Source organism: Shewanella sp. TB7-MNA-CIBAN-0143, from assembly GCF_040310065.1.
Lineage (GTDB): Bacteria > Pseudomonadota > Gammaproteobacteria > Enterobacterales > Shewanellaceae > Shewanella.
Window position 1 is genome coordinate 26,034 of sequence record NZ_JBEOPL010000020.1, and the last position, 17,803, is coordinate 43,836.

18 protein-coding genes are annotated in these 17,803 nt (G+C 41.7%); 11 read left to right on the forward strand and 7 right to left on the reverse strand.

Translation table 11 applies throughout. The features are described from left to right. Positions 1-178 precede the first annotated feature (178 nt). The 8 genes from AAEY97_RS16010 to AAEY97_RS16045 all read left to right on the forward strand — a co-directional run bounded on the left by AAEY97_RS16010 (position 179) and on the right by AAEY97_RS16045 (position 6,943). Positions 179-562 (forward strand): CopL family metal-binding regulatory protein, encoded by a 384-nt coding sequence (locus tag AAEY97_RS16010; RefSeq protein WP_243756186.1) that lies wholly within the window; start codon positions 179-181, stop codon positions 560-562. Between the two features lie 137 nt (positions 563-699). Next, complete coding sequence (locus AAEY97_RS16015) at positions 700-1,215, forward strand: DUF411 domain-containing protein (RefSeq protein ID WP_192114879.1); 516 nt, start codon at positions 700-702, stop codon at positions 1,213-1,215. Further along, entirely contained in the window at positions 1,212-3,200 is a 1,989-nt protein-coding gene (locus AAEY97_RS16020; protein WP_192114880.1) for a copper resistance system multicopper oxidase, read from the forward strand. The genes AAEY97_RS16015 and AAEY97_RS16020 overlap by 4 nt, the downstream gene beginning before the upstream one ends. Positions 3,201-3,211: 11 nt before the next feature. Beyond that, complete coding sequence (locus AAEY97_RS16025; RefSeq protein ID WP_011711624.1) at positions 3,212-3,925, forward strand: copper resistance protein B; 714 nt, start codon at positions 3,212-3,214, stop codon at positions 3,923-3,925. Positions 3,926-4,040: 115 nt separating this feature from the next. Then, positions 4,041-4,463, forward strand: a complete 423-nt coding sequence (locus AAEY97_RS16030; RefSeq protein ID WP_192114881.1) for a copper resistance CopC family protein — start codon at positions 4,041-4,043, stop codon at positions 4,461-4,463. Between the two features lie 14 nt (positions 4,464-4,477). Beyond that, on the forward strand, positions 4,478-5,398 hold the full coding sequence (locus AAEY97_RS16035) for a CopD family protein (RefSeq protein ID WP_192114882.1): 921 nt from the start codon (positions 4,478-4,480) through the stop codon (positions 5,396-5,398). A gap of 75 nt (positions 5,399-5,473) precedes the next feature. After that, positions 5,474-5,917, forward strand: coding sequence for a YybH family protein (locus AAEY97_RS16040; RefSeq protein ID WP_192115162.1), 444 nt, complete (start codon positions 5,474-5,476; stop codon positions 5,915-5,917). Positions 5,918-6,376: 459 nt separating this feature from the next. Continuing rightward, complete coding sequence (locus AAEY97_RS16045; RefSeq protein WP_192114883.1) at positions 6,377-6,943, forward strand: NifB/NifX family molybdenum-iron cluster-binding protein; 567 nt, start codon at positions 6,377-6,379, stop codon at positions 6,941-6,943. Positions 6,944-6,980: 37 nt separating this feature from the next. On the opposite strand, the gene AAEY97_RS16050 is transcribed toward AAEY97_RS16045, so the two are convergent. Further along, positions 6,981-8,297, reverse strand: coding sequence for a sigma-54 interaction domain-containing protein (locus AAEY97_RS16050; RefSeq protein WP_192114884.1), 1,317 nt, complete (start codon positions 8,295-8,297; stop codon positions 6,981-6,983). A 322-nt stretch (positions 8,298-8,619) separates the two neighbouring features. Here AAEY97_RS16050 and AAEY97_RS16055 point away from each other — a divergent pair, with 322 nt between their 5' ends. Further along, positions 8,620-9,264 (forward strand): Tll0287-like domain-containing protein, encoded by a 645-nt coding sequence (locus AAEY97_RS16055; RefSeq protein ID WP_243756185.1) that lies wholly within the window; start codon positions 8,620-8,622, stop codon positions 9,262-9,264. A 289-nt stretch (positions 9,265-9,553) separates the two neighbouring features. Then, on the forward strand, positions 9,554-10,420 hold the full coding sequence (locus AAEY97_RS16060; RefSeq protein ID WP_192114885.1) for an MBL fold metallo-hydrolase: 867 nt from the start codon (positions 9,554-9,556) through the stop codon (positions 10,418-10,420). A 137-nt stretch (positions 10,421-10,557) separates the two neighbouring features. Here the strand turns inward: AAEY97_RS16060 and AAEY97_RS16065 are convergent, their stop codons facing one another. The 4 genes from AAEY97_RS16065 to AAEY97_RS16080 are packed head-to-tail and all read right to left on the reverse strand — an operon-like array spanning position 10,558 to position 13,312. Beyond that, positions 10,558-10,962, reverse strand: coding sequence for a rhodanese-like domain-containing protein (locus AAEY97_RS16065; RefSeq protein WP_101088325.1), 405 nt, complete (start codon positions 10,960-10,962; stop codon positions 10,558-10,560). Between the two features lie 15 nt (positions 10,963-10,977). After that, on the reverse strand, positions 10,978-11,730 hold the full coding sequence (locus tag AAEY97_RS16070; RefSeq protein WP_101088324.1) for a sulfite exporter TauE/SafE family protein: 753 nt from the start codon (positions 11,728-11,730) through the stop codon (positions 10,978-10,980). Positions 11,731-11,744: 14 nt separating this feature from the next. After that, on the reverse strand, positions 11,745-12,614 hold the full coding sequence (locus AAEY97_RS16075; RefSeq protein WP_192114886.1) for an MBL fold metallo-hydrolase: 870 nt from the start codon (positions 12,612-12,614) through the stop codon (positions 11,745-11,747). A gap of 56 nt (positions 12,615-12,670) precedes the next feature. Then, positions 12,671-13,312, reverse strand: coding sequence for a peroxiredoxin (locus AAEY97_RS16080; RefSeq protein ID WP_101088322.1), 642 nt, complete (start codon positions 13,310-13,312; stop codon positions 12,671-12,673). 506 nt (positions 13,313-13,818) lie between these two features. On the opposite strand from AAEY97_RS16080, the gene AAEY97_RS16085 reads away from it, so the two are divergent. Further along, the gene (locus AAEY97_RS16085) at positions 13,819-14,739 is read left to right on the forward strand and encodes a LysR family transcriptional regulator (RefSeq protein ID WP_192114887.1); all 921 of its coding nucleotides are present in this window, start codon (positions 13,819-13,821) and stop codon (positions 14,737-14,739) included. 195 nt (positions 14,740-14,934) lie between these two features. On the opposite strand, the gene AAEY97_RS16090 is transcribed toward AAEY97_RS16085, so the two are convergent. Together AAEY97_RS16090 and AAEY97_RS16095 are read right to left on the reverse strand one after the other, a co-directional pair. After that, positions 14,935-15,921, reverse strand: a complete 987-nt coding sequence (locus AAEY97_RS16090) for a YjjW family glycine radical enzyme activase (protein ID WP_192114888.1) — start codon at positions 15,919-15,921, stop codon at positions 14,935-14,937. Then, positions 15,914-17,482, reverse strand: a complete 1,569-nt coding sequence (locus AAEY97_RS16095) for a YjjI family glycine radical enzyme (RefSeq protein ID WP_192114889.1) — start codon at positions 17,480-17,482, stop codon at positions 15,914-15,916. The genes AAEY97_RS16090 and AAEY97_RS16095 overlap by 8 nt, the downstream gene beginning before the upstream one ends. Positions 17,483-17,803 lie beyond the last annotated feature (321 nt).

A 17,803-nucleotide genomic window follows, 5' to 3' on the forward strand; every position in this document is an offset into this window, starting at 1 on the left:
CGCTCTATCGTTATAAAAACCTGCTTGACCTATGTGCTGCACGTGGGTTTATAGTCAATACTAAGTAAAACAAGTTAAAATAACCCTTGTTTAAGATAATACATTTCACTATTCTGTTTGCTGTTTGCTGTTTGCTGTTTGCTGTTTGCTGTTTGCTGTTGTTTTTGGAGAGTATATTTTGCGTAAAGCCCACTTAATCATGATGTTTGTCTTACTGACGTTTGTCGGTCAGGCTTTTGCGTCTGTGATTATGTCAGCTAATATGCCAATGAGCTCAATGACAAAGTCAACATTATCGACAGATAATAACAATGCTTGTCATGACATGAATATGCAAAAGAATGCCATGAGTGACATGAGTGACATGAGTGATAATGAGAGTGATAATTGCTGCGCCCAAGCGTGCCATTGTCCTGTCGGCTCATGTTTATCCGTCGCTTTAACGATGGCTATGCCAACGCTTAAATCAGAAGTCAGCTTAGTTAATTCTGCAACAATGTTTACCTCAGCACTAATGCCTCAGTATTTTTCATCTTTATACCGTCCTCCAATATTTGCCTAACATAGGCACAGTTACGCCTTTTTTTTGCTAACTGTCCTAGCCAATCATGTAGTTTCAATTTTTTAACTTTTTCGGTTAATAAACTGACATTAAACCGCGTTGTTTAATGTGACGAAATTTGATTTGGAGGCAATATTATGTCTGCTCTATATCGCAATTCTATTCGTTTTTTTCGTGTCATAGGTACTATTTTTATTCTGCAAATTATGGGAGGGATGTTACCTGCTCATGCAGCGGAGCCCGGCACTACGGCGCCATTACTCACTGTTTATAAAGATGCCAATTGTGGCTGTTGTGAGAAATGGCTTACTCATATTAGTGACCGTGGATTTAGTGTTGATGCCCACAATATTAACAACCTTTATGAGTTTAAACAGTCAAAGGGTATTCCTGCTTCAATGCAATCTTGTCATACCGCAGTGTCATCTCAAGGTTATGTGTTTGAAGGGCATATCCCTGCAAAATTCATTAGTCGTTTTTTAGCCTCCCCCCCTAAAGATGCTATCGGCCTAACCGTTCCGGCTATGCCTGTGGGCAGCCCAGGTATGGAGTACCAAGATAAATTTATGCCATACCAAGTCTTACTGTTGAAAAATGATGGCAGTAGCCAGGTTTACGCCCAAGTGAACTCGCTTGAGGAGTCTGTGCAATGAAATCTCAATACATGATAAAACCCATGATTCAAACGACAAACAGTGAACTCAACAACAGCCGACGCCGGTTTGTGTTTGGTGCATCCGCCATGTTGGCATTGATGTCGATCCCTTTCCCTAAAAATGCCATTGCCAATGCGTTAAGCCAATCGTTGAGCCAGCTCTCTGGCAAAGTGTTTGACTTATCAATTGACTATAAAATGGTTAACTTTACCGGAAAATCTGCTCGGGCCACTGTGGTAAACCAATTACTGCCCGCGCCGTTATTACGTTGGAAAGAAGGTGAAACAGTCACCTTAAGAGTAAAAAATAATCTCGACCATGATAGCTCTATTCACTGGCACGGTATTATTTTACCCACCGAAATGGACGGTGTGCCTGGCTTTAGCTTTGATGGCATTAAACCCGGTGAAACATTTGAGTATCAATTTACCGTCCAGCAAAGTGGCACATATTGGTATCACAGTCATTCAGGCTATCAAGAACAAACCGGTTTATTCGGTGCTATTGTGATTGATCCTGCGACCCCCGATCCGGTCATATATGACCGTGACTATGTGATCATGCTGTCTGATTGGTCTGACGAAGCCCCTGAAAACATTTATGCCAAATTAAAGAAACAAGCCGATTACTATAATTACCGTGAGCGTACGGTAATGGATTTTTTCTCTGACGTGAATAAAAATGGCTTAGCCAATACGTGGAACGCTCGTTCGATGTGGAATAACGCACGCATGAGTGACAGAGACATATCTGATGTTACGGGTTCAACTTACACCTATTTAATGAATGGCAATCCTCCGCAACAGGGCTGGCAAGGGTTGTTTGAACAAGGTGAGAAGGTGCGCTTACGCTTTATAAATAGTTCTGCGATGACCATATTTGATGTGCGTATACCGGGTCTCAAAATGAGTGTTGTCGCCAGTGATGGTCAGAACATTCAACCGGTTTCTGTGGATGAATTTCGAATCGGTGTTGCTGAAACCTATGATGTGGTTATTGAGCCAGAGGTTGATAATGCCTATTGTATTTTTGCTCAGAGTATCGACCGCACCGGCTTTACGGTAGGTAACCTTACCTCAGATGCCAGTTTACATGCTCCTATTCCCCCAATGGATCCAAGGCCAGTCCTTGGCCACAGTGATATGGGCATGGACATGAGTGATATGGATATGAGTGGTATGGATCATAGCAAAATGGATCATAGCAAAATGGACATGGGCGGCGGTGATATGCCAGGCATGGATCATGGCAAGATGGCTATGGACGGCGGTGATATGTCAGGCATGGACCACAGCAAGATGGCTATGGGCGGCGGTGATATGTCAGGCATGGATCATGACAAGATGGCTATGGGTGGCGGTGATATGTCAGGCATGGATCACAGCAAAATGACCATGGACGCTGCGAAAGCGACAGTCTCAGGACTAGGGCTTGCAGGCTTTGGCAGTAACAATGAAATTAAACACATTGACACCGAGTTCGGCCCACAAGTGGATATGCGTGCCGATGCGCCAAAAAGTGGTTTACATGATCCCGGGATTGGGCTGCGTGACCATCAACAGCAATTTAACCGCAAAGTATTAACTTATGGCGATATTAAAGGCTTACATCCTACCTACGACACACGCCAACCTAGCCGCGAAATTCAACTGCATTTAACCGGCAATATGAACCGATATATGTGGTCTGTGAATGGGGTGAAATTTATGGATGCTGCGCCATTAGAGTTTGAATACGGAGAAAGACTGCGGATCACCTTGGTGAACGACACGATGATGACTCACCCTATGCATTTGCATGGTATGTGGAGTGAGTTAGAGACAGGCGATGCTGATTTTATTCCCCGTAAGCACACGGTATTAGTTCAGCCGGGTTCTAAGATAAGTTACTTAGTCACAGCAGATGCAAAAGGGCAATGGGCATATCATTGCCACTTGTTATTCCACATGCCAGGCATGTTCAGAAAAGTCGTGGTGAAATAAGGGGAATACAGATGAATAAAACGAATTTAGTGGCATTGGGACTGTTGAGTCTGAGCGCCTCATTGGCTAGCTCAGCTGTGTTTGCCGGCGGTAATGATGATCCTCTATTAACAAAAGTCATGTTGGATCAATTTGAAAAAGGCGTGGATCCGCAAGATCCCACCCAGTTTAGTGCACAAGCCTGGTTAGGTTACGATTTGAATAAGTTGTGGCTTAAAACCGAAGGTGAATATTCAAATAGTGATAAGCAAGACCTTGAAATTCAGGCTCTTTACAGTAAGCCCATCGCACCATACTGGGATGTACAATTCGGTATTAAAACCGATATCAAACCGACGCCGAACCGTAATTGGGCTGTGATTGGGGTTCAAGGGTTAGCGCCATATTTCTTTGATATTGATGCGGCCTTATTCATCGGTGAACAAGGCCGTACGGCTATGCGGTTGAGTGCGGAATATGAACTGTTAATCACTCAAAAATTGATACTCACACCTGAAGTAGAAGTTAATTTATTTGGTAAGGACGATGCTGAACTTGGAATAGGCTCAGGCTTATCTGACGTCAGTGCAGGGCTGCGATTGAGATACGAGATTGTTCGAGAGTTCGCACCCTATATCGGTGTGGATTGGCGTCAGAAGCTCGGTAATACCGCCGATTACGCCCGAAGTGAAGGGGAAGATACACAAGAAACCCAGTTTGTTATTGGTTTTAGCGCGTGGTTCTAAGATCTCGTTCGTACACTGAGTTATAAGCTTGGCGCCAAGATGTTAGCTAAGCCAATATTTAATCATTTATGTAAACCGTTTTTCGATCGTTAAAAACAATATAAAAGGAAATATCATGAAATTATTTAACAAGGTTTTAGTCGTAACAAGTCTATTCCTGAGTGCTTCAGCATTTGCTCATGTCGGATTGGGCAGTTCTATGCCCGCTAACGGTGCCATGCTAAGTCAAGCCCCAACAACGCTTGAACTGACCTTTACGGCTCCGGTACGTTTGGTCAAATTAACAATGCAAGATGAGAAGCAGCAAAGCGTACCGCTAACATTACCTTCAAGTGCGACCAGCCAAGCAGCATTTTCATTCGCTCTACCAGCATTAAACGCAGCTAATTACACGGTTAACTGGATGATCATGGGTGATGACGGTCATAAGATGAAAGGCAACATGAGCTTTATGCTTCACGACTCTGGCATGAACACTCGCAGTGCACCGCCTATGACAATGGAGCATGAGACTAGCGAGCACACTGCACATCAATAAGTGGATGAGTAAACATGATATTAACCGTATTTGAAATATCGGTGTTGATATCTAAATGGGTTATCTATCTGAGTGTTGCCGCCGTTATTGGCGGCACATTGATGCAATATCTCATTAAGGGTCAACCGAACCTTGGTATTAGCGTTGCAAAATATACCGGCGTAGGTGCCGTTTTGGGGTTGATTGCCGTCAGTATCAATTATTTTGCGCAAGTAGGATCTTTTGCTGAAAGTGGCTTGATGGGAATATTTGATGCGCAGATGCATGCTTTTCTTTGGCCAACCCAGGTAGGGCAAACGGTGCTTTGGCGCTTAATCGGTTTTGGGTTAATGCTAGTGGCTAGTGGTTTACTGTTACATAAGAACCGTTATATCAAAACGTTTTCTGCGGTATTAGCCATTATCAGCTGTCTGTTAATTGCTGTCACGTTTATTTTTATTGGCCACAGCACTGAACTGGGATTGCTTGCTCAAGGCTTAATATTGATACACGTGTTGATCATTGGCAGTTGGATAGGCGCTTTTTATCCATTATGGAAATTATGCAGCACCGATGACCACAGTGATGACAACGTCTATGACAACATCGTCATAAAAAATGTCATGGATACATTTGGTCGTTTAGGCATAGTGATTGTCATTCTAGTGTTGCTTTCAGGCATGGGAATGGTGTGGATGTTGTTTGATAGTCCCACTGAATTATTCAGTTCCAATTATGGTATTGCGGTCACCATCAAGCTAAGTTTGGTGGCTATCATTTTGCTTATAGCAGCATGGCATAAATTGGTTTTAGTACCGAAATTAACGATTGCGAACCCATCACTCGCAAAACAAAAACTACAAAAATCGATTGGATTAGAAGCATTAATAGCAGTACTGATATTAGCGACAACAGCGGTACTTTCGAGCGTGCTAGGTCCTATGAGCCTTGGATAATCACTATAAATTAACAGAGAGATAAAAATGAATAATAGCCCTTTAACAATACTCATAACGACCGGGATACTACTGATGTCAGCAGGACAAAGCTCATTGAGCTTCGCCCATGGTGATGAAACTCACCCCATAGAACAAAAAGCGTTTATCGGTGTTGATTCCGCCGCGGGTAATGTCGTCAAACAATTTCATGCTGCATTACAAATGGGTAATGAGGCTATTGTTAGGCAGTCATTAGCTGTCAATGTGCAAATTTATGAAGGTGGAAAAGTAGAACGTTCACTTACGGATTATGCCAATCATCACATGCTTGCGGATATGGCCTACTTAAAAGGGTTAACCATAACGGCAAAAGAACACCAAATAACGATTACGGGTGACATTGCTATTTCAACGTCAATAAGTCACGCCCAAGGTGAATATAAAGGTAAAAGTATTGACTCAATGACCATGGAAACGCTTGTGTTAATAAAACAAGCGGATGGTCATTGGAAAATAACCCACGTGCACTGGTCGTAAACATAACAAGTTCATCATGTAGATAAAGGATTATCTCGAGCCACTTTGTAGATGCTCCCAAGAAAACCACAAAGACTCATATCATGTAATAACATGATATTTTATGGAAAAGGATTTCCTCTTTTTTAAGTCAATCCATTCACCATCCTTCATCGTTTTGTTTAATCCTCGCACGGCTTATGACAGGTAAAATACTTGTCATCATAAATAATGTCACGCGTCACAAAACTCAAACCAGAATCGAAATTATTATTGGCATATGCTAATAATAAGAGTATATATTGCATATGCCAATTACTATTATTCGATTAATTTAAGCAGATAATGCCAAGCCTCCAAAAATAGACGAAGATTCTAGGACGCTCTCGGCAAAAGCTGTTTTAAGCCCAGTGGCATGTCGATAAACCAAGTTGGAACAACTGCGTTTAATCGATTTGTTAAAAATGCACATGAGGAGACATGATGATTACTGCCATACCTATGAAAGACCAACATATTGCCAACCACTTTAGCCGTGCCGATGAGATGCTATTCATTGATGAGCAAGGCCAAGTAAAAGGGCGCTTTGCCAACCCAGCATTAACAGAAGGATGTGAGGGTAAGCAACAATTAGTCAGTATGATACTGGCAAATGGAGCGGATCGCGTCATCGTGCGCAACATTGGCCAACAGCTTTTATCTAAGTTATTAAGCCAACAATTGAGTGTATTTCACGCAAAAAATGGTCGTACTGCAATAGAGTATTTTGCCAGTAGTCATTTAGCGGACTGTGAGCCATTTACCGAGGCAAGTCAGGGGCGACCATCCATCAATAATATTGCTAAGAAAGCCACTGGTGGTTGCTGTAACCATGAGCATAAACATAACCATGACCATGATCATCAACACGCTCATGGTGAAGACTGTCAGAACAGATCTGATCTGGCGACACATAAACGTTGCTGCGAGTCTAAATCTGAATTGGCGAATGAAACCACAACAATGAAACGTTGCTGCAATAAAAAACATTCACTAATTGCTCATTAATGATCGCTAGGGGTGTTTTATCACAGCGCTGTGGTGGCTAGTTAAGCTTTAAACCATAGCGTTGTAATTTTCGATATAAGGTACGCACACTGATATTAAGCGTTATCGCTAGTTCGGCTGGCGATCCTGCATATTGCTCACATACCTGCGAAAGATACGCACATTCCATGTCATCTAACGTCATCAGTTCGGTGTTAAGTTTTACGGCAATTGTTTCATCCTTAGATGTGTGGCTAGGTTGAACGCTTTCAGGTAAATCACTGCTGTGTATAACATCCTCATTGGCGATAAGTGCCGATTGCTCAATAATATTTTTCAATTCGCGAATATTTCCCGGAAATGCATAACGACCCAAAAGAGTTAATGCATTGCTCGAAAACTTTTTATGTTTGTAATCAGAATATTTTATAAAGTGATTCACCAGCGTCGGAATGTCATCATAACGCTCACGTAACGACGGTAAGTAAATCGGAAATCCTGCAATGCGGTAATACAGGTCGCGCCTAAATTCACCTTTTTCAACCAAATCGAGTAAATTCTTATGGCTGGCACTGACTAGCCTAAAGTCAGAACGTTTCTGTTTTAATCCGCCGACGGCACGATAACACTGGGTTTCAAGTAACCTAAGTAACTTTACTTGCATGTTCATCGGTACATCACCAATTTCATCAAAAAACACCGTTCCACCGTGCGCTATTTCAATCAAGCCTTTTTTGCTGCTTGTCGCCCCTGTAAATGCACCTTTTTCATAGCCAAATAATTCACTTTCGAACAGATTTTCACTTAGCCCAGTGCATTCAATCACCACAAACGGTTTATCATTTCGGTTGCTGGCCTGATGTACCGCTTTAGCAACTAACTCTTTGCCTGAACCAGTTTCACCTTGTAACAGAACCGCGATATTGGATTGAGAGGCTCTATTAATCCTGTTGAGCATCTGCTTAAATGGCGCAGACTGACCGATCATGGTGCCTTTTTTTGATTCTGTCGATGCGTAATCTATGGCATCTAAAATCTCTAGATACCCCAATACCATGCCACTATTATCTTTTATAGGTTTCATTAAAATGTCGCAGTAAGACTTACCTTGCACCGTGCTGTGAATATGCACGGCACTGGCAGCTCGGTTAGTACTCTGGCATTGTAATAACGGGCATTCCTCACCGTGTTTATCGCAAGGTTGGTCACTATTATGAGAGATTTGATGGCATTTACTTTGGCCTAAAATAACGTCGTCATCATAGGTTTCGATATAGGCTTGATTAACCGCATGGATCACATAATCGGGAGTAATAAAAATCGCCGGTTTATCAATAGCGTTTATCATAGATTGTACAACGGTGGTTTTATTCATTGATTACTCTCGCTTGCGATTCATATTAATCGGCCAACCTTTATAATGACATTAATAGCACGATAAATGTCATTACGATGTCATATTTGTCACTCATTTGTCACTCAACAACCTAGCATGGGCATCCTGTCAATTTCAATAATGTTTAAGCTAATGATTTTAAGCGATTAAACCTAGCTAGTGTGATATGGCACAAGCTTTGTATTGATTGTGTTATATCGCTTACGACCGAACGGTGCCCTGGCAGTAGTGAACCCATGTACGAAAATTATGCCCTGAAGTTAATGGGAATGACCCGACTTGAAGACGAGGATGACAAATAATGAAATTAACATCAAAGCACAAAAAAACGGTTTTAAATGCACGTAACATCAGTGCGTTATTAGTGATTGCTGGCATGAGCAGCTTTTGCCATGCTGAATCACTAACGCAACAGCAGGTGCTTGAACAACAGGCCAATCAACGCATTGCCGATTTTAGCCAAGCGTTAAAAGATCAGTTACAAGCCGCAATTAAACAAGGTGGCTTAATCAATGCGGTGTCGGTGTGTAAATCGGTTGCACCTGCCATTGCCGCTGAAAACTCGAAAGATGGCTGGACACTGACTCGAACCAGTTTACGTGTACGTAATTCAGACAATACGCCAGATGAATGGGAGTTATCGCAATTACAACAATTTGAGCTGGTGAATGCCTCAGGACAACAACCTGCAGATAAGCCAATCGTGGCGAGTGAGTTTATCGTCAATGATGGCAACACTCAGTTTCGTTATATGAAGGCCATACCAGCGCAACAATTATGTTTAGGTTGCCATGGCAGTAATATTGAACCGGAAGTGAGTGCATTGCTTAGCAAAACCTATCCAGATGATAAAGCGGTTAACTTTGCCCTTGGTGATATTCGTGGCGCATTTTCACTGAAAAAGGATATCAAAAAATCTACTCCATCGGTTACTGCTAAGCCATAGCCGAAAGCAATAGTCAAAAGCCAAAGTCGAAAAAGTAATTAACAAACTACCACGGGAATAGGGCTTTATCATTAAGCCTTATTCTTCGGATCGTAAATCAAATAATGCTTATTAATTCGCTGTTTGTTGCGACTTAATCCGCAGTTTACATTGATGGTTTAATTTAACATCATGCTGTAGTGATTAACCCTCCTCAGTCATTGAATCAATGATGTTGAGAATATTACCAATATTAATCTGAGGCTTTATCTGACAAATACCAGTGTATTGTGTTGGGAGTTAATGTGTCATGAGTAGAATTCGAATCGATCCTTTTTATCATCAAGCTAGCCATACTCTTACATATGTGGTGACCGATATTGCTACCCGTCAATGTGCGATTATTGATCCTGTTTTAGATTTTGACATGGCGTCTGGCACCATAAGCACGAGTTTTGCTGATAGCATCATTGAGCATATCGATAAACATGGATTTGAAGTTGAATGGATTTTAGAAACCCATGCCCACAGCGACCATATTTCTGCGGCCTGTTATATCAAGAAAAAACGTGGTGGAACAACCGGAATTGGCGAGCACATCACCAAAGTTCAACATACCTTTAAGCGATTACTGAATCTTGATGATAGTTTTAAATGTAATGGCGAACAATTTGAACAATTATTTGTGGATGAAGAACTCATTAAACTGGGTCATTTAGATATTCACATTATGCATACACCGGGTCATACACCAACCTGCGTCAGTTATCTCATTGAAGATGTTGTGTTTGTAGGCGACACCTTGTCAACGCCAGAATTAGGTACCGTTAATACTGACTTCCCCAATAGCAGCGCAATAACCTTGTACCATTCAATTCAGCGAATATTGGCATTACCTAATTGCACTCGGGTGTTTGTTGGCCATGATCCACATGCACAGAAACGTACAGATAATGGGTTAGAAACATCGGTGATTGCCCAAAAACGCTATAACAGTGTGGTAGGGGGGAATGTCACCCTAGCAGAGTTTATTAAACGGCATCAACAACGCCATATTGGCCCTGACATACAGCAACTATTATTAGCCGCCATTCAAATGAATATTCGTGCGGGTAACATGCCATTAGCTGACGGTAAGGGTAACTACTACCTTAAAATACCGCTAAATCGGCTCTAAAAATGAATACACAATCAACCATTAACACAATCAACCATTAGCACAATCAACCATTAGCACGGTTAGCCATTAACAGCATCTGCCATCAGTAAAAAATAAGCCATGAGCCACATAATGTTGGCTCATGTTTGCGTAATTTATATTTTATGAGGCACCAATGGAAAGCCATCTTGTTGCCATTGCATCATGCCACCGGCAACAGACAGAGGTTTGCTAAACCCCATATCCTGTAATGATGCTGCCGCCAGTGCAGAACGGCCACCAGTTCGACAAATAAGGTATATGTCTTTATCAGCTAGTTCATTTAACGCCAATACCCACTCGCAGTGATGACTCACTAAAGGATGCTCGTGTATTTTCATCTCTAATACTCCACGTGGAAAATTCACCGCACCTTCTATATGGCCCGTCGTAAACTCATCATGCTCACGAACATCGATGATGATCACATCAGGGTTAAGCATTGCCGTCAGTAATTCTTGGGTACTCACTTCAATAATGTGGGTTTTAATCTCACTTATGTATTCCTGGGCAGTTTTCATGTGTACCTCGTGATGTTAAATAATGGATTTAGTTAAAATGAATAGCGCCATTAGCACTAAAAACACGGCAAATATTTTTTGTAAAATCGCTTTGGGTAAATATTGATTTATCCATTGGCCGGCAATACTGCCGACAAGTCCGCCTGCAATCATGATGGCAATAATCGACCCATCGAACTCAAACCCTTTACTTGAAAGTAATGAGTAATATTTAGCAAAACCGACCAGTGAGTTCATTGAAATAATCAGTAAGCTGGTACCAATCGCCAACGACATTTCAATGCCGCCAAGTAACACCAGTGCAGGTACAATTAAGAAGCCACCACCCACACCCACAAAACCGGTGACAACCCCAACCGCTAATCCTTGCGACAAGATTTTAGCGATATTTAGTTTGCCAGCTTGGTAGCGGCTAGATTGATTTCGCCACATCATCACCGCGCCAATGAGCATCAAAATGACAAACACAGTAAGTTGTATGTCACTGTTAAAGAAGCTGCTGAGCCATGCGCCTAAATAGGTGCCTACCATGCCAGGTAAACCAAATAAAAACACATGAGGCCAAGAGACTTTTTTATGCTTAATAAAGCCTATGCTGCTGATTAAACTGATAGCACCCACAATGCACAATGACGAAGCGATAGCTAATTGGGGTTGCATTCCAATAAGGTAAAGCAACACCGGAACAGTAAGGATGGATCCACCAGACCCTAATACACTCAGCACTAAACCAATTAATAATGCGCCAATGATTGCTTGTATCATCATGGTTACTCTTAAGTTTAAAGCTGGTTAATCGGGATTTTTAAATACACAGTGCCGTTGTTTTCAGCGTCTGGCATTTGGCCTGCGCGAATATTGATTTGAATCGATGGCAATATCAGCCTAGGCATCGGCAATGTGGCGTCTCGTTGTTGACGAAGCGTCACAAAAGCAGATTTGGTCATAGTGTCATTCACATGAATATTGTGTTGTTTCTGTTGGATGACTTGAGTTTTAAATTGATGCCCGCGCCCCTCTGTAGGGTAGTCATGACACACGTAGATATCTGTTGTATCTGGGAGAGTAAATAATGCCTGAATGGAATCGTACAAAGTATTGGCATCCCCACCTGGGAAATCACATCTAGCGGTACCCACATCAGGCATAAAAATGGTGTCTCCAACAAAGGCTGCCTGCTCATTAATAATATAAGCAAGATCAGCCGGAGTGTGACCCGGTGTGTGCATAACACGAATGGTCATATTACCGACTTGTAACCGCTCATTATGTTTAAATAGATGGTCAAATTGACTGCCGTTAGGCAAAAAGCTAGCGTCTAGGTTAAATACCTTTTTAAAAGTCTGCTGGACTTCGGTGATGTGCTCGCCAATACCCATTTGGCCACCAATTTGGTCACGTAAATAACTGGCAGCAGATAAGTGATCGGCATGAGCATGGGTTTCAAGTATCCATTTTACGGTTAACGCTTGGCGTTCAATCCAATGTAAAACTCGATTGGCATTTCGTGTGCCTGTTCGACCTGATTTATAATCAAAGTCTAAAACCGGGTCAATAATCACAGCAAACGATGTGGTATTATCAGCAACAACATAAGTGAATGTTTCACTGTCTTCATCTAAAAATTCATGGACACTAAAGGTTGAAATCATCACAAGCTCCTGTTAAATAGTGCACAGGGACTAAGCGTCCCAGTGCTTGCCACGGGTTAAAGCGACTTCTTACTAAAATACCAATCTACATAATCATAACCCTGGGATAATCGTGCTTTAGCGTCAGCAGTTGTTGCTGGTGGTGGCACAATAACGTCATCGCCAGGTTGCCAGTTTTCTGGGGTAGCAACGCCATTGGCATCACTGGTTTGCAGTGCTTTTACTAATCGAACAAATTCATCTATAGAACGACCATTACTCATTGGGTAATACACCATGGCACGCAATACACCTTCGGGATCGATAATAAAGGTTGCGCGAACGGCAGCTGTGTCACTCGCACCGGGTTGGATCATGCCGTAGGCTTTAGCCACTTCCATTGATAAGTCGGAAATAATCGGGAAGGTTATTTCAACGCCAAAGTTTTCTTCAATGTTACGTACCCAAGCGATATGGGAATGAACACTGTCGATGGATAAACCGAGTAACTCAGTATTAAGCTTGGCAAATTCTTCTGCACGTTGAGCAAACCCAATAAACTCAGTCGTACACACAGGGGTAAAATCCGCAGGATGGGAGAACAACACTAGCCACTTACCTTTATAGTCAGTAAGTGAGCGCATGCCATGTGTTGTCTTGGTATTAAAGGCCGGAGCGGGTCGGTTTAATTGCGGAAAAGAAACAATAGAATCAGTCATGTTATTACTCCAAAAAAATGGTTAAGTTAATGCAACTCTAATCTGTAAAATAGATTGCAAACATACTTAGTAATAGCAATTGCTAGGCCAATATCTGTTAGATGATAATAAATAACGTAAATAAAATAAGTATCTGATTTTATTAATTAAAAATTTAGATGTGATTAGTTGTTAGATAATTTTTACATTATCCACACAATAAGTTGTATTTAACTCGTGTCATAAATGGCACAAAAGACAAAAATGACCACGTTAATTGTCGCAATAGCAAAACCGATCAAGCGATACAGGTGTTAGCAGTAAGGTTTCTGAAGTGAGTAATTAACAAATCTGTGCATAAAGCCGCATTATATGGATTAGAAATAGAGCTGATTGCGGAACAAAAATTTATTTAACGATAGCAATGTGAAGCGGGTCTTGATTATGCTTGTGAAGCCTATACCGTAATATCATTTAGGTTTATATTTTCGTAATCAAATATATGACTTATAAAGAGTAATTCGTAAATGGAATTGGCCAAGCTTTCACGTATCAGTATGAAACACTTGATCACTTTGCATGTGATGCTTGATACCCTCAGTGTCACAGCCTGTGCTGAACGGTTATGTTTAAGCCCATCGTCGGTGAGTAAAACCTTAAGTCAGCTAAGAGAAAGTTTGCATGATGAATTATTCTATCGTCATGGCAATTCACTCATCGCCACTGCATTAGCACGACGACTAGGCCCAAGTGTGAAGCAGATGATTAATGATATGAATCAGATCATGAACCAGGATGTGTTCAAGCCACAACATTATCAAGGTAGCTTTTCACTGGCGATGCGCGAAAGCACATTTGAGTTATTAGCCGCCACATTAACGGCTCATATTCTCAACTTAGCGCCCAATATCCATATCGATATTTACAATAAAGACAACATCGGCTTTGAGGGCTTAGTAAAAGGCTCGTTGGATTTTATTCTTTTGCCACATGACTTAAGCCAACCAACCAATGTCGATGAAGACTTAGTCTGGGAAACCTTAATCAACGATGAAATGGTCTGCCTAATGAGTGCTAGCCATCCACTGGCGTCACAGCAGACTATTAGCCTTGATGACTACTTAAATTTCAGCCACATCGGCATAACAGATACTGATTTGAGCACACCTTTTTTTGATATTTTACTGGCACAACAATCTAAAAAACGGGCGATACCGATTTCGGTACCTGACTTTGGCAGCGCAGCGTTAATGTGCCATCACAGTGAACTGCTATTTACCTGTTCGCGCCACTGGGCCTCAATAGCCAAGCAAGCCCAAGGATTATTGATTAAACCGTTACCGATCGATTATGGCAAAGTTGCTTATAGCCTTGTGTGGCATCGGCAAAGTATGAACGATCCTGCTCATCGTTGGCTGTATGAACAAATATTGCTGTGCAGTCGTTAACCGCACCAATACGATTTTATGTATTGATTAAATGGTACTTTATCAATGAATTGATTTGGTATTAAGTTGCAGCAAAGCCATCCTAGCCATATGTTCAACCTCAGTTGCATATAGACGTTACCTAAAGAAGTTACCAATAGAAGTTACCTATGGACGCTAAATGTAGGTGTTAAATATAGGTACTAAATATAGCGATTAGATATACAGCGACGGCAAGACGATATTGGTGACTCCTCGCTGAGTAAGTTGATTTGCTAAACGTGCTATATCCGCTTGAGTACATTGTGGCCATGTAGAGCCTACGCCTATAACACCATGATGATGAAACGCATTTAACTTCACCCGAGTCTCTGTGGGGAGGTTAGATAAATACCCGCCTAGGGCGTCAATATCATGCTCATAATCCGTAATGCCGGGAATGTGTAACAGTCTTACTTCATACAGTTTATTGTGCTGAGCCAGCAACTCAATTGAGGTAAACACCGAATGGTTATCACGCCCAGTGATGTAATGATGGGTATCTTGTTGCCATGCTTTTAAATCAACCATTGCGCCATCTAAAAATGGCAGTAGCTTATGCCAACCCGTTGAGCTCAAACTGCCATTGGTGTCGAGCATACAACTGAGATGAGATAAATGTTCTGAGGACTTTATCGCACTAAAAAGCTCAATAATAAAAGGTAATTGTAAGCTCGCTTCACCACCACTGAGTGTAATTCCATTGATAAAATGACGTCGCCCATAGATAACCTCTAGCATTGTCTCAACGGAGTAATGAGACGTTTTAGGCGTTGATTGTCTAGGACATACAGTAATACAAGTATCGCATTGGCTGCATTTGGTGCTGTCCCAGACAATATGGGGCTTACTTGGTGAACTACTTGGAGAAATACATGGAGAACTAATTGGCGAATGATTAACTGGTATTGGATCTCCATGTAACGACATTTCTTGTGACCGCAGTTGGGGCAACGGCATAGCTTGTGAATGAATAAGACTCAGCGCCTGTTCAGGGCAACTATCAATGCAGTCACCACAAGCATCACACAAACTGATGGTGTGAGGATTATGGCAATTTTTGCATTGATAGTTGCAGCCTTGCAAAAAAATCACCAAACGACTGCCAGGCCCGTCGACACAGGAAAATGGCAATATTTGACTGACAACGGCATGTTTACTCATGAATAAAAGGAGCTTGTTCGTGAGCAATTACCCGAGCTTGGCGTTGAAATATCCCCGTATTGATTGCGGCTTCAGCAGCTAACCCTGTGGTGTTGGTGCGTGAACCGCATTGCTTAAAAGTTTCAATGTCCGAACGTTTAACCATATAACCAGTAACACGGACTAAATCGTTACTAGCAACATTGGCACTAAACTCTCTAAAACCTGAGCTAAGGGCACCTTTACAGAGTTGGAACATCGCTTGAGGATTCGCTTTAACGGTTTCATCTATGGTTAAAATATCGCTTATCCCAGCAGTATAATATTGATGATGTTCAGCTAGTGCTTGAATATGACTAATAGGGTCTGGTTCTGAGCCATAGGGAATACGCACGCCAGGAGTGACATTTTTATCCAAACTAATGCCACTTTGAGAATGCAATAACGCGCGACCGTTATAACCGTAAGTGACCGGTGTCGACTTTACTATGTTGTCTAAAGCTGCAGATATTCTGAGTCCAAGTTCATTGGCATCAAGGTTATGGCCGTAGCCTGTATTGGGTTTACTTGCGACGTTAGCAGTTGAAACCTCAGCAGCACTAGGTAATAAGGCTTGTAAAATATTGACCGCTTCAGCCATACCATAAATACCGAACATAGGTGCAAAACGAGATTCATCGATCAACTGTTCCTTAACTAAAAAACTGTCAAAGAAATGAGATTGTTGGTGTAAAAATGCCGAACGCACTTCAATAAGCTCGAATGCGAGTTGGCTGTAATATGGCAGAGTTTGGGCAAAAAAATCATCAATACTGTTAGCGTTTAGAGCGACTTCTTTGAGGTTAACCCGCACCAAGGTATTGGCGCCGCCAGCTAACGGTAATGCGTTATAACAACTGACAATCCCAAAACCACGAGTATCGAAGGCGTCGGCATGTAGCGGATAGTTGGCAATGTGAGGTTTACCGCATTGACAAATATTGCTGGTGGCCTGAAATAATAAATCATCTGGCGTTACGGCAGGGTCATACATAAAGGTTAAATTGGGGGCAATTTGTTGTAATTCTGCATCTATACGCAAAATGGTTCGGCAAATAATGTTATCAGTTGGGCCAATATTCACATGCATAAATGCATCGGGTAACGTGCGATCGAGTAATATCCAAAACCGCTTGAGTTTGCGATAGATAGCATCAGTATCGAGCCCTTTGGTAAAAGGCATTAATAACGCATCTAATTGGCCTAAGTAAACCGGGATATTGGTCACCGATGGCACATGAAAATAAAGAATGGTTAATGCATTTAAGGCGTCATCAAAGTCTTCGGCGGGCGACAGCTCCAAATACTGAGATCCTTGCTGCAGGTATTTGGCATAATCTGGCAACACATAACGCGGCTTAAATGGCGCATGACCTTCAAACATATCGCAAATAATACCTTGTTTCATGGCATTATTTACCTGCTCAGACACCGCCACATAAGGCAGACTGTTTTCAGCTTCTAATGCTAAATAGTTGGATTTTTGCTTAGGAGAAAGGTGAGGGTGGGTGACAATTTTCTCAATGTTATCTTGTAATGTCATGATGAAACTCACTTTTTATAGATGAATGCTTGATAACAACTAATCTACTCAAAGGTAGGATGTTTAAACAGTGAAAATAGCCGACGTTGGCATTGATAAAATCGAAATCCGATGATGAAGATCACATCCCAAATGACAGAACATATTGACTAGTGTGTAATGAACCCTATAAACAACGAGAGGCAGAAAAATCGTAATCGATAAAGAGGAACGTTATTAGATTATTACATTACTAATGTTATTACGTTGCTGGGCGCTGAGCGGTTAAACTTGAAATTGTTGGGGTAGTGTAACGAACGCTTTTTAAGTATGGTGTTACTG

Excerpts from the sequence above, each read along its gene's own strand:
- AAEY97_RS16095 (WP_192114889.1), bottom strand. The coding sequence starts at position 17,482 with ATGACATTACAAGATAACATTGAGAAAATTGTCACCCACCCTCACCTT.
- AAEY97_RS16035 (WP_192114882.1), top strand. The coding sequence starts at position 4,478 with ATGATATTAACCGTATTTGAAATATCGGTGTTGATATCTAAATGGGTT.
- AAEY97_RS16055 (WP_243756185.1), top strand. The coding sequence starts at position 8,620 with ATGAAATTAACATCAAAGCACAAAAAAACGGTTTTAAATGCACGTAAC.
- AAEY97_RS16060 (WP_192114885.1), top strand. The coding sequence starts at position 9,554 with ATGAGTAGAATTCGAATCGATCCTTTTTATCATCAAGCTAGCCATACT.
- AAEY97_RS16075 (WP_192114886.1), bottom strand. The coding sequence starts at position 12,614 with ATGATTTCAACCTTTAGTGTCCATGAATTTTTAGATGAAGACAGTGAA.
- AAEY97_RS16020 (WP_192114880.1), top strand. The coding sequence starts at position 1,212 with ATGAAATCTCAATACATGATAAAACCCATGATTCAAACGACAAACAGT.
- AAEY97_RS16070 (WP_101088324.1), bottom strand. The coding sequence starts at position 11,730 with ATGATGATACAAGCAATCATTGGCGCATTATTAATTGGTTTAGTGCTG.
- AAEY97_RS16015 (WP_192114879.1), top strand. The coding sequence starts at position 700 with ATGTCTGCTCTATATCGCAATTCTATTCGTTTTTTTCGTGTCATAGGT.
- AAEY97_RS16080 (WP_101088322.1), bottom strand. The coding sequence starts at position 13,312 with ATGACTGATTCTATTGTTTCTTTTCCGCAATTAAACCGACCCGCTCCG.
- AAEY97_RS16040 (WP_192115162.1), top strand. The coding sequence starts at position 5,474 with ATGTCAGCAGGACAAAGCTCATTGAGCTTCGCCCATGGTGATGAAACT.
- AAEY97_RS16090 (WP_192114888.1), bottom strand. The coding sequence starts at position 15,921 with ATGAGTAAACATGCCGTTGTCAGTCAAATATTGCCATTTTCCTGTGTC.
- AAEY97_RS16045 (WP_192114883.1), top strand. The coding sequence starts at position 6,377 with ATGATGATTACTGCCATACCTATGAAAGACCAACATATTGCCAACCAC.
- AAEY97_RS16050 (WP_192114884.1), bottom strand. The coding sequence starts at position 8,297 with ATGAATAAAACCACCGTTGTACAATCTATGATAAACGCTATTGATAAA.
- AAEY97_RS16025 (WP_011711624.1), top strand. The coding sequence starts at position 3,212 with ATGAATAAAACGAATTTAGTGGCATTGGGACTGTTGAGTCTGAGCGCC.
- AAEY97_RS16085 (WP_192114887.1), top strand. The coding sequence starts at position 13,819 with ATGGAATTGGCCAAGCTTTCACGTATCAGTATGAAACACTTGATCACT.
- AAEY97_RS16065 (WP_101088325.1), bottom strand. The coding sequence starts at position 10,962 with ATGAAAACTGCCCAGGAATACATAAGTGAGATTAAAACCCACATTATT.
- AAEY97_RS16030 (WP_192114881.1), top strand. The coding sequence starts at position 4,041 with ATGAAATTATTTAACAAGGTTTTAGTCGTAACAAGTCTATTCCTGAGT.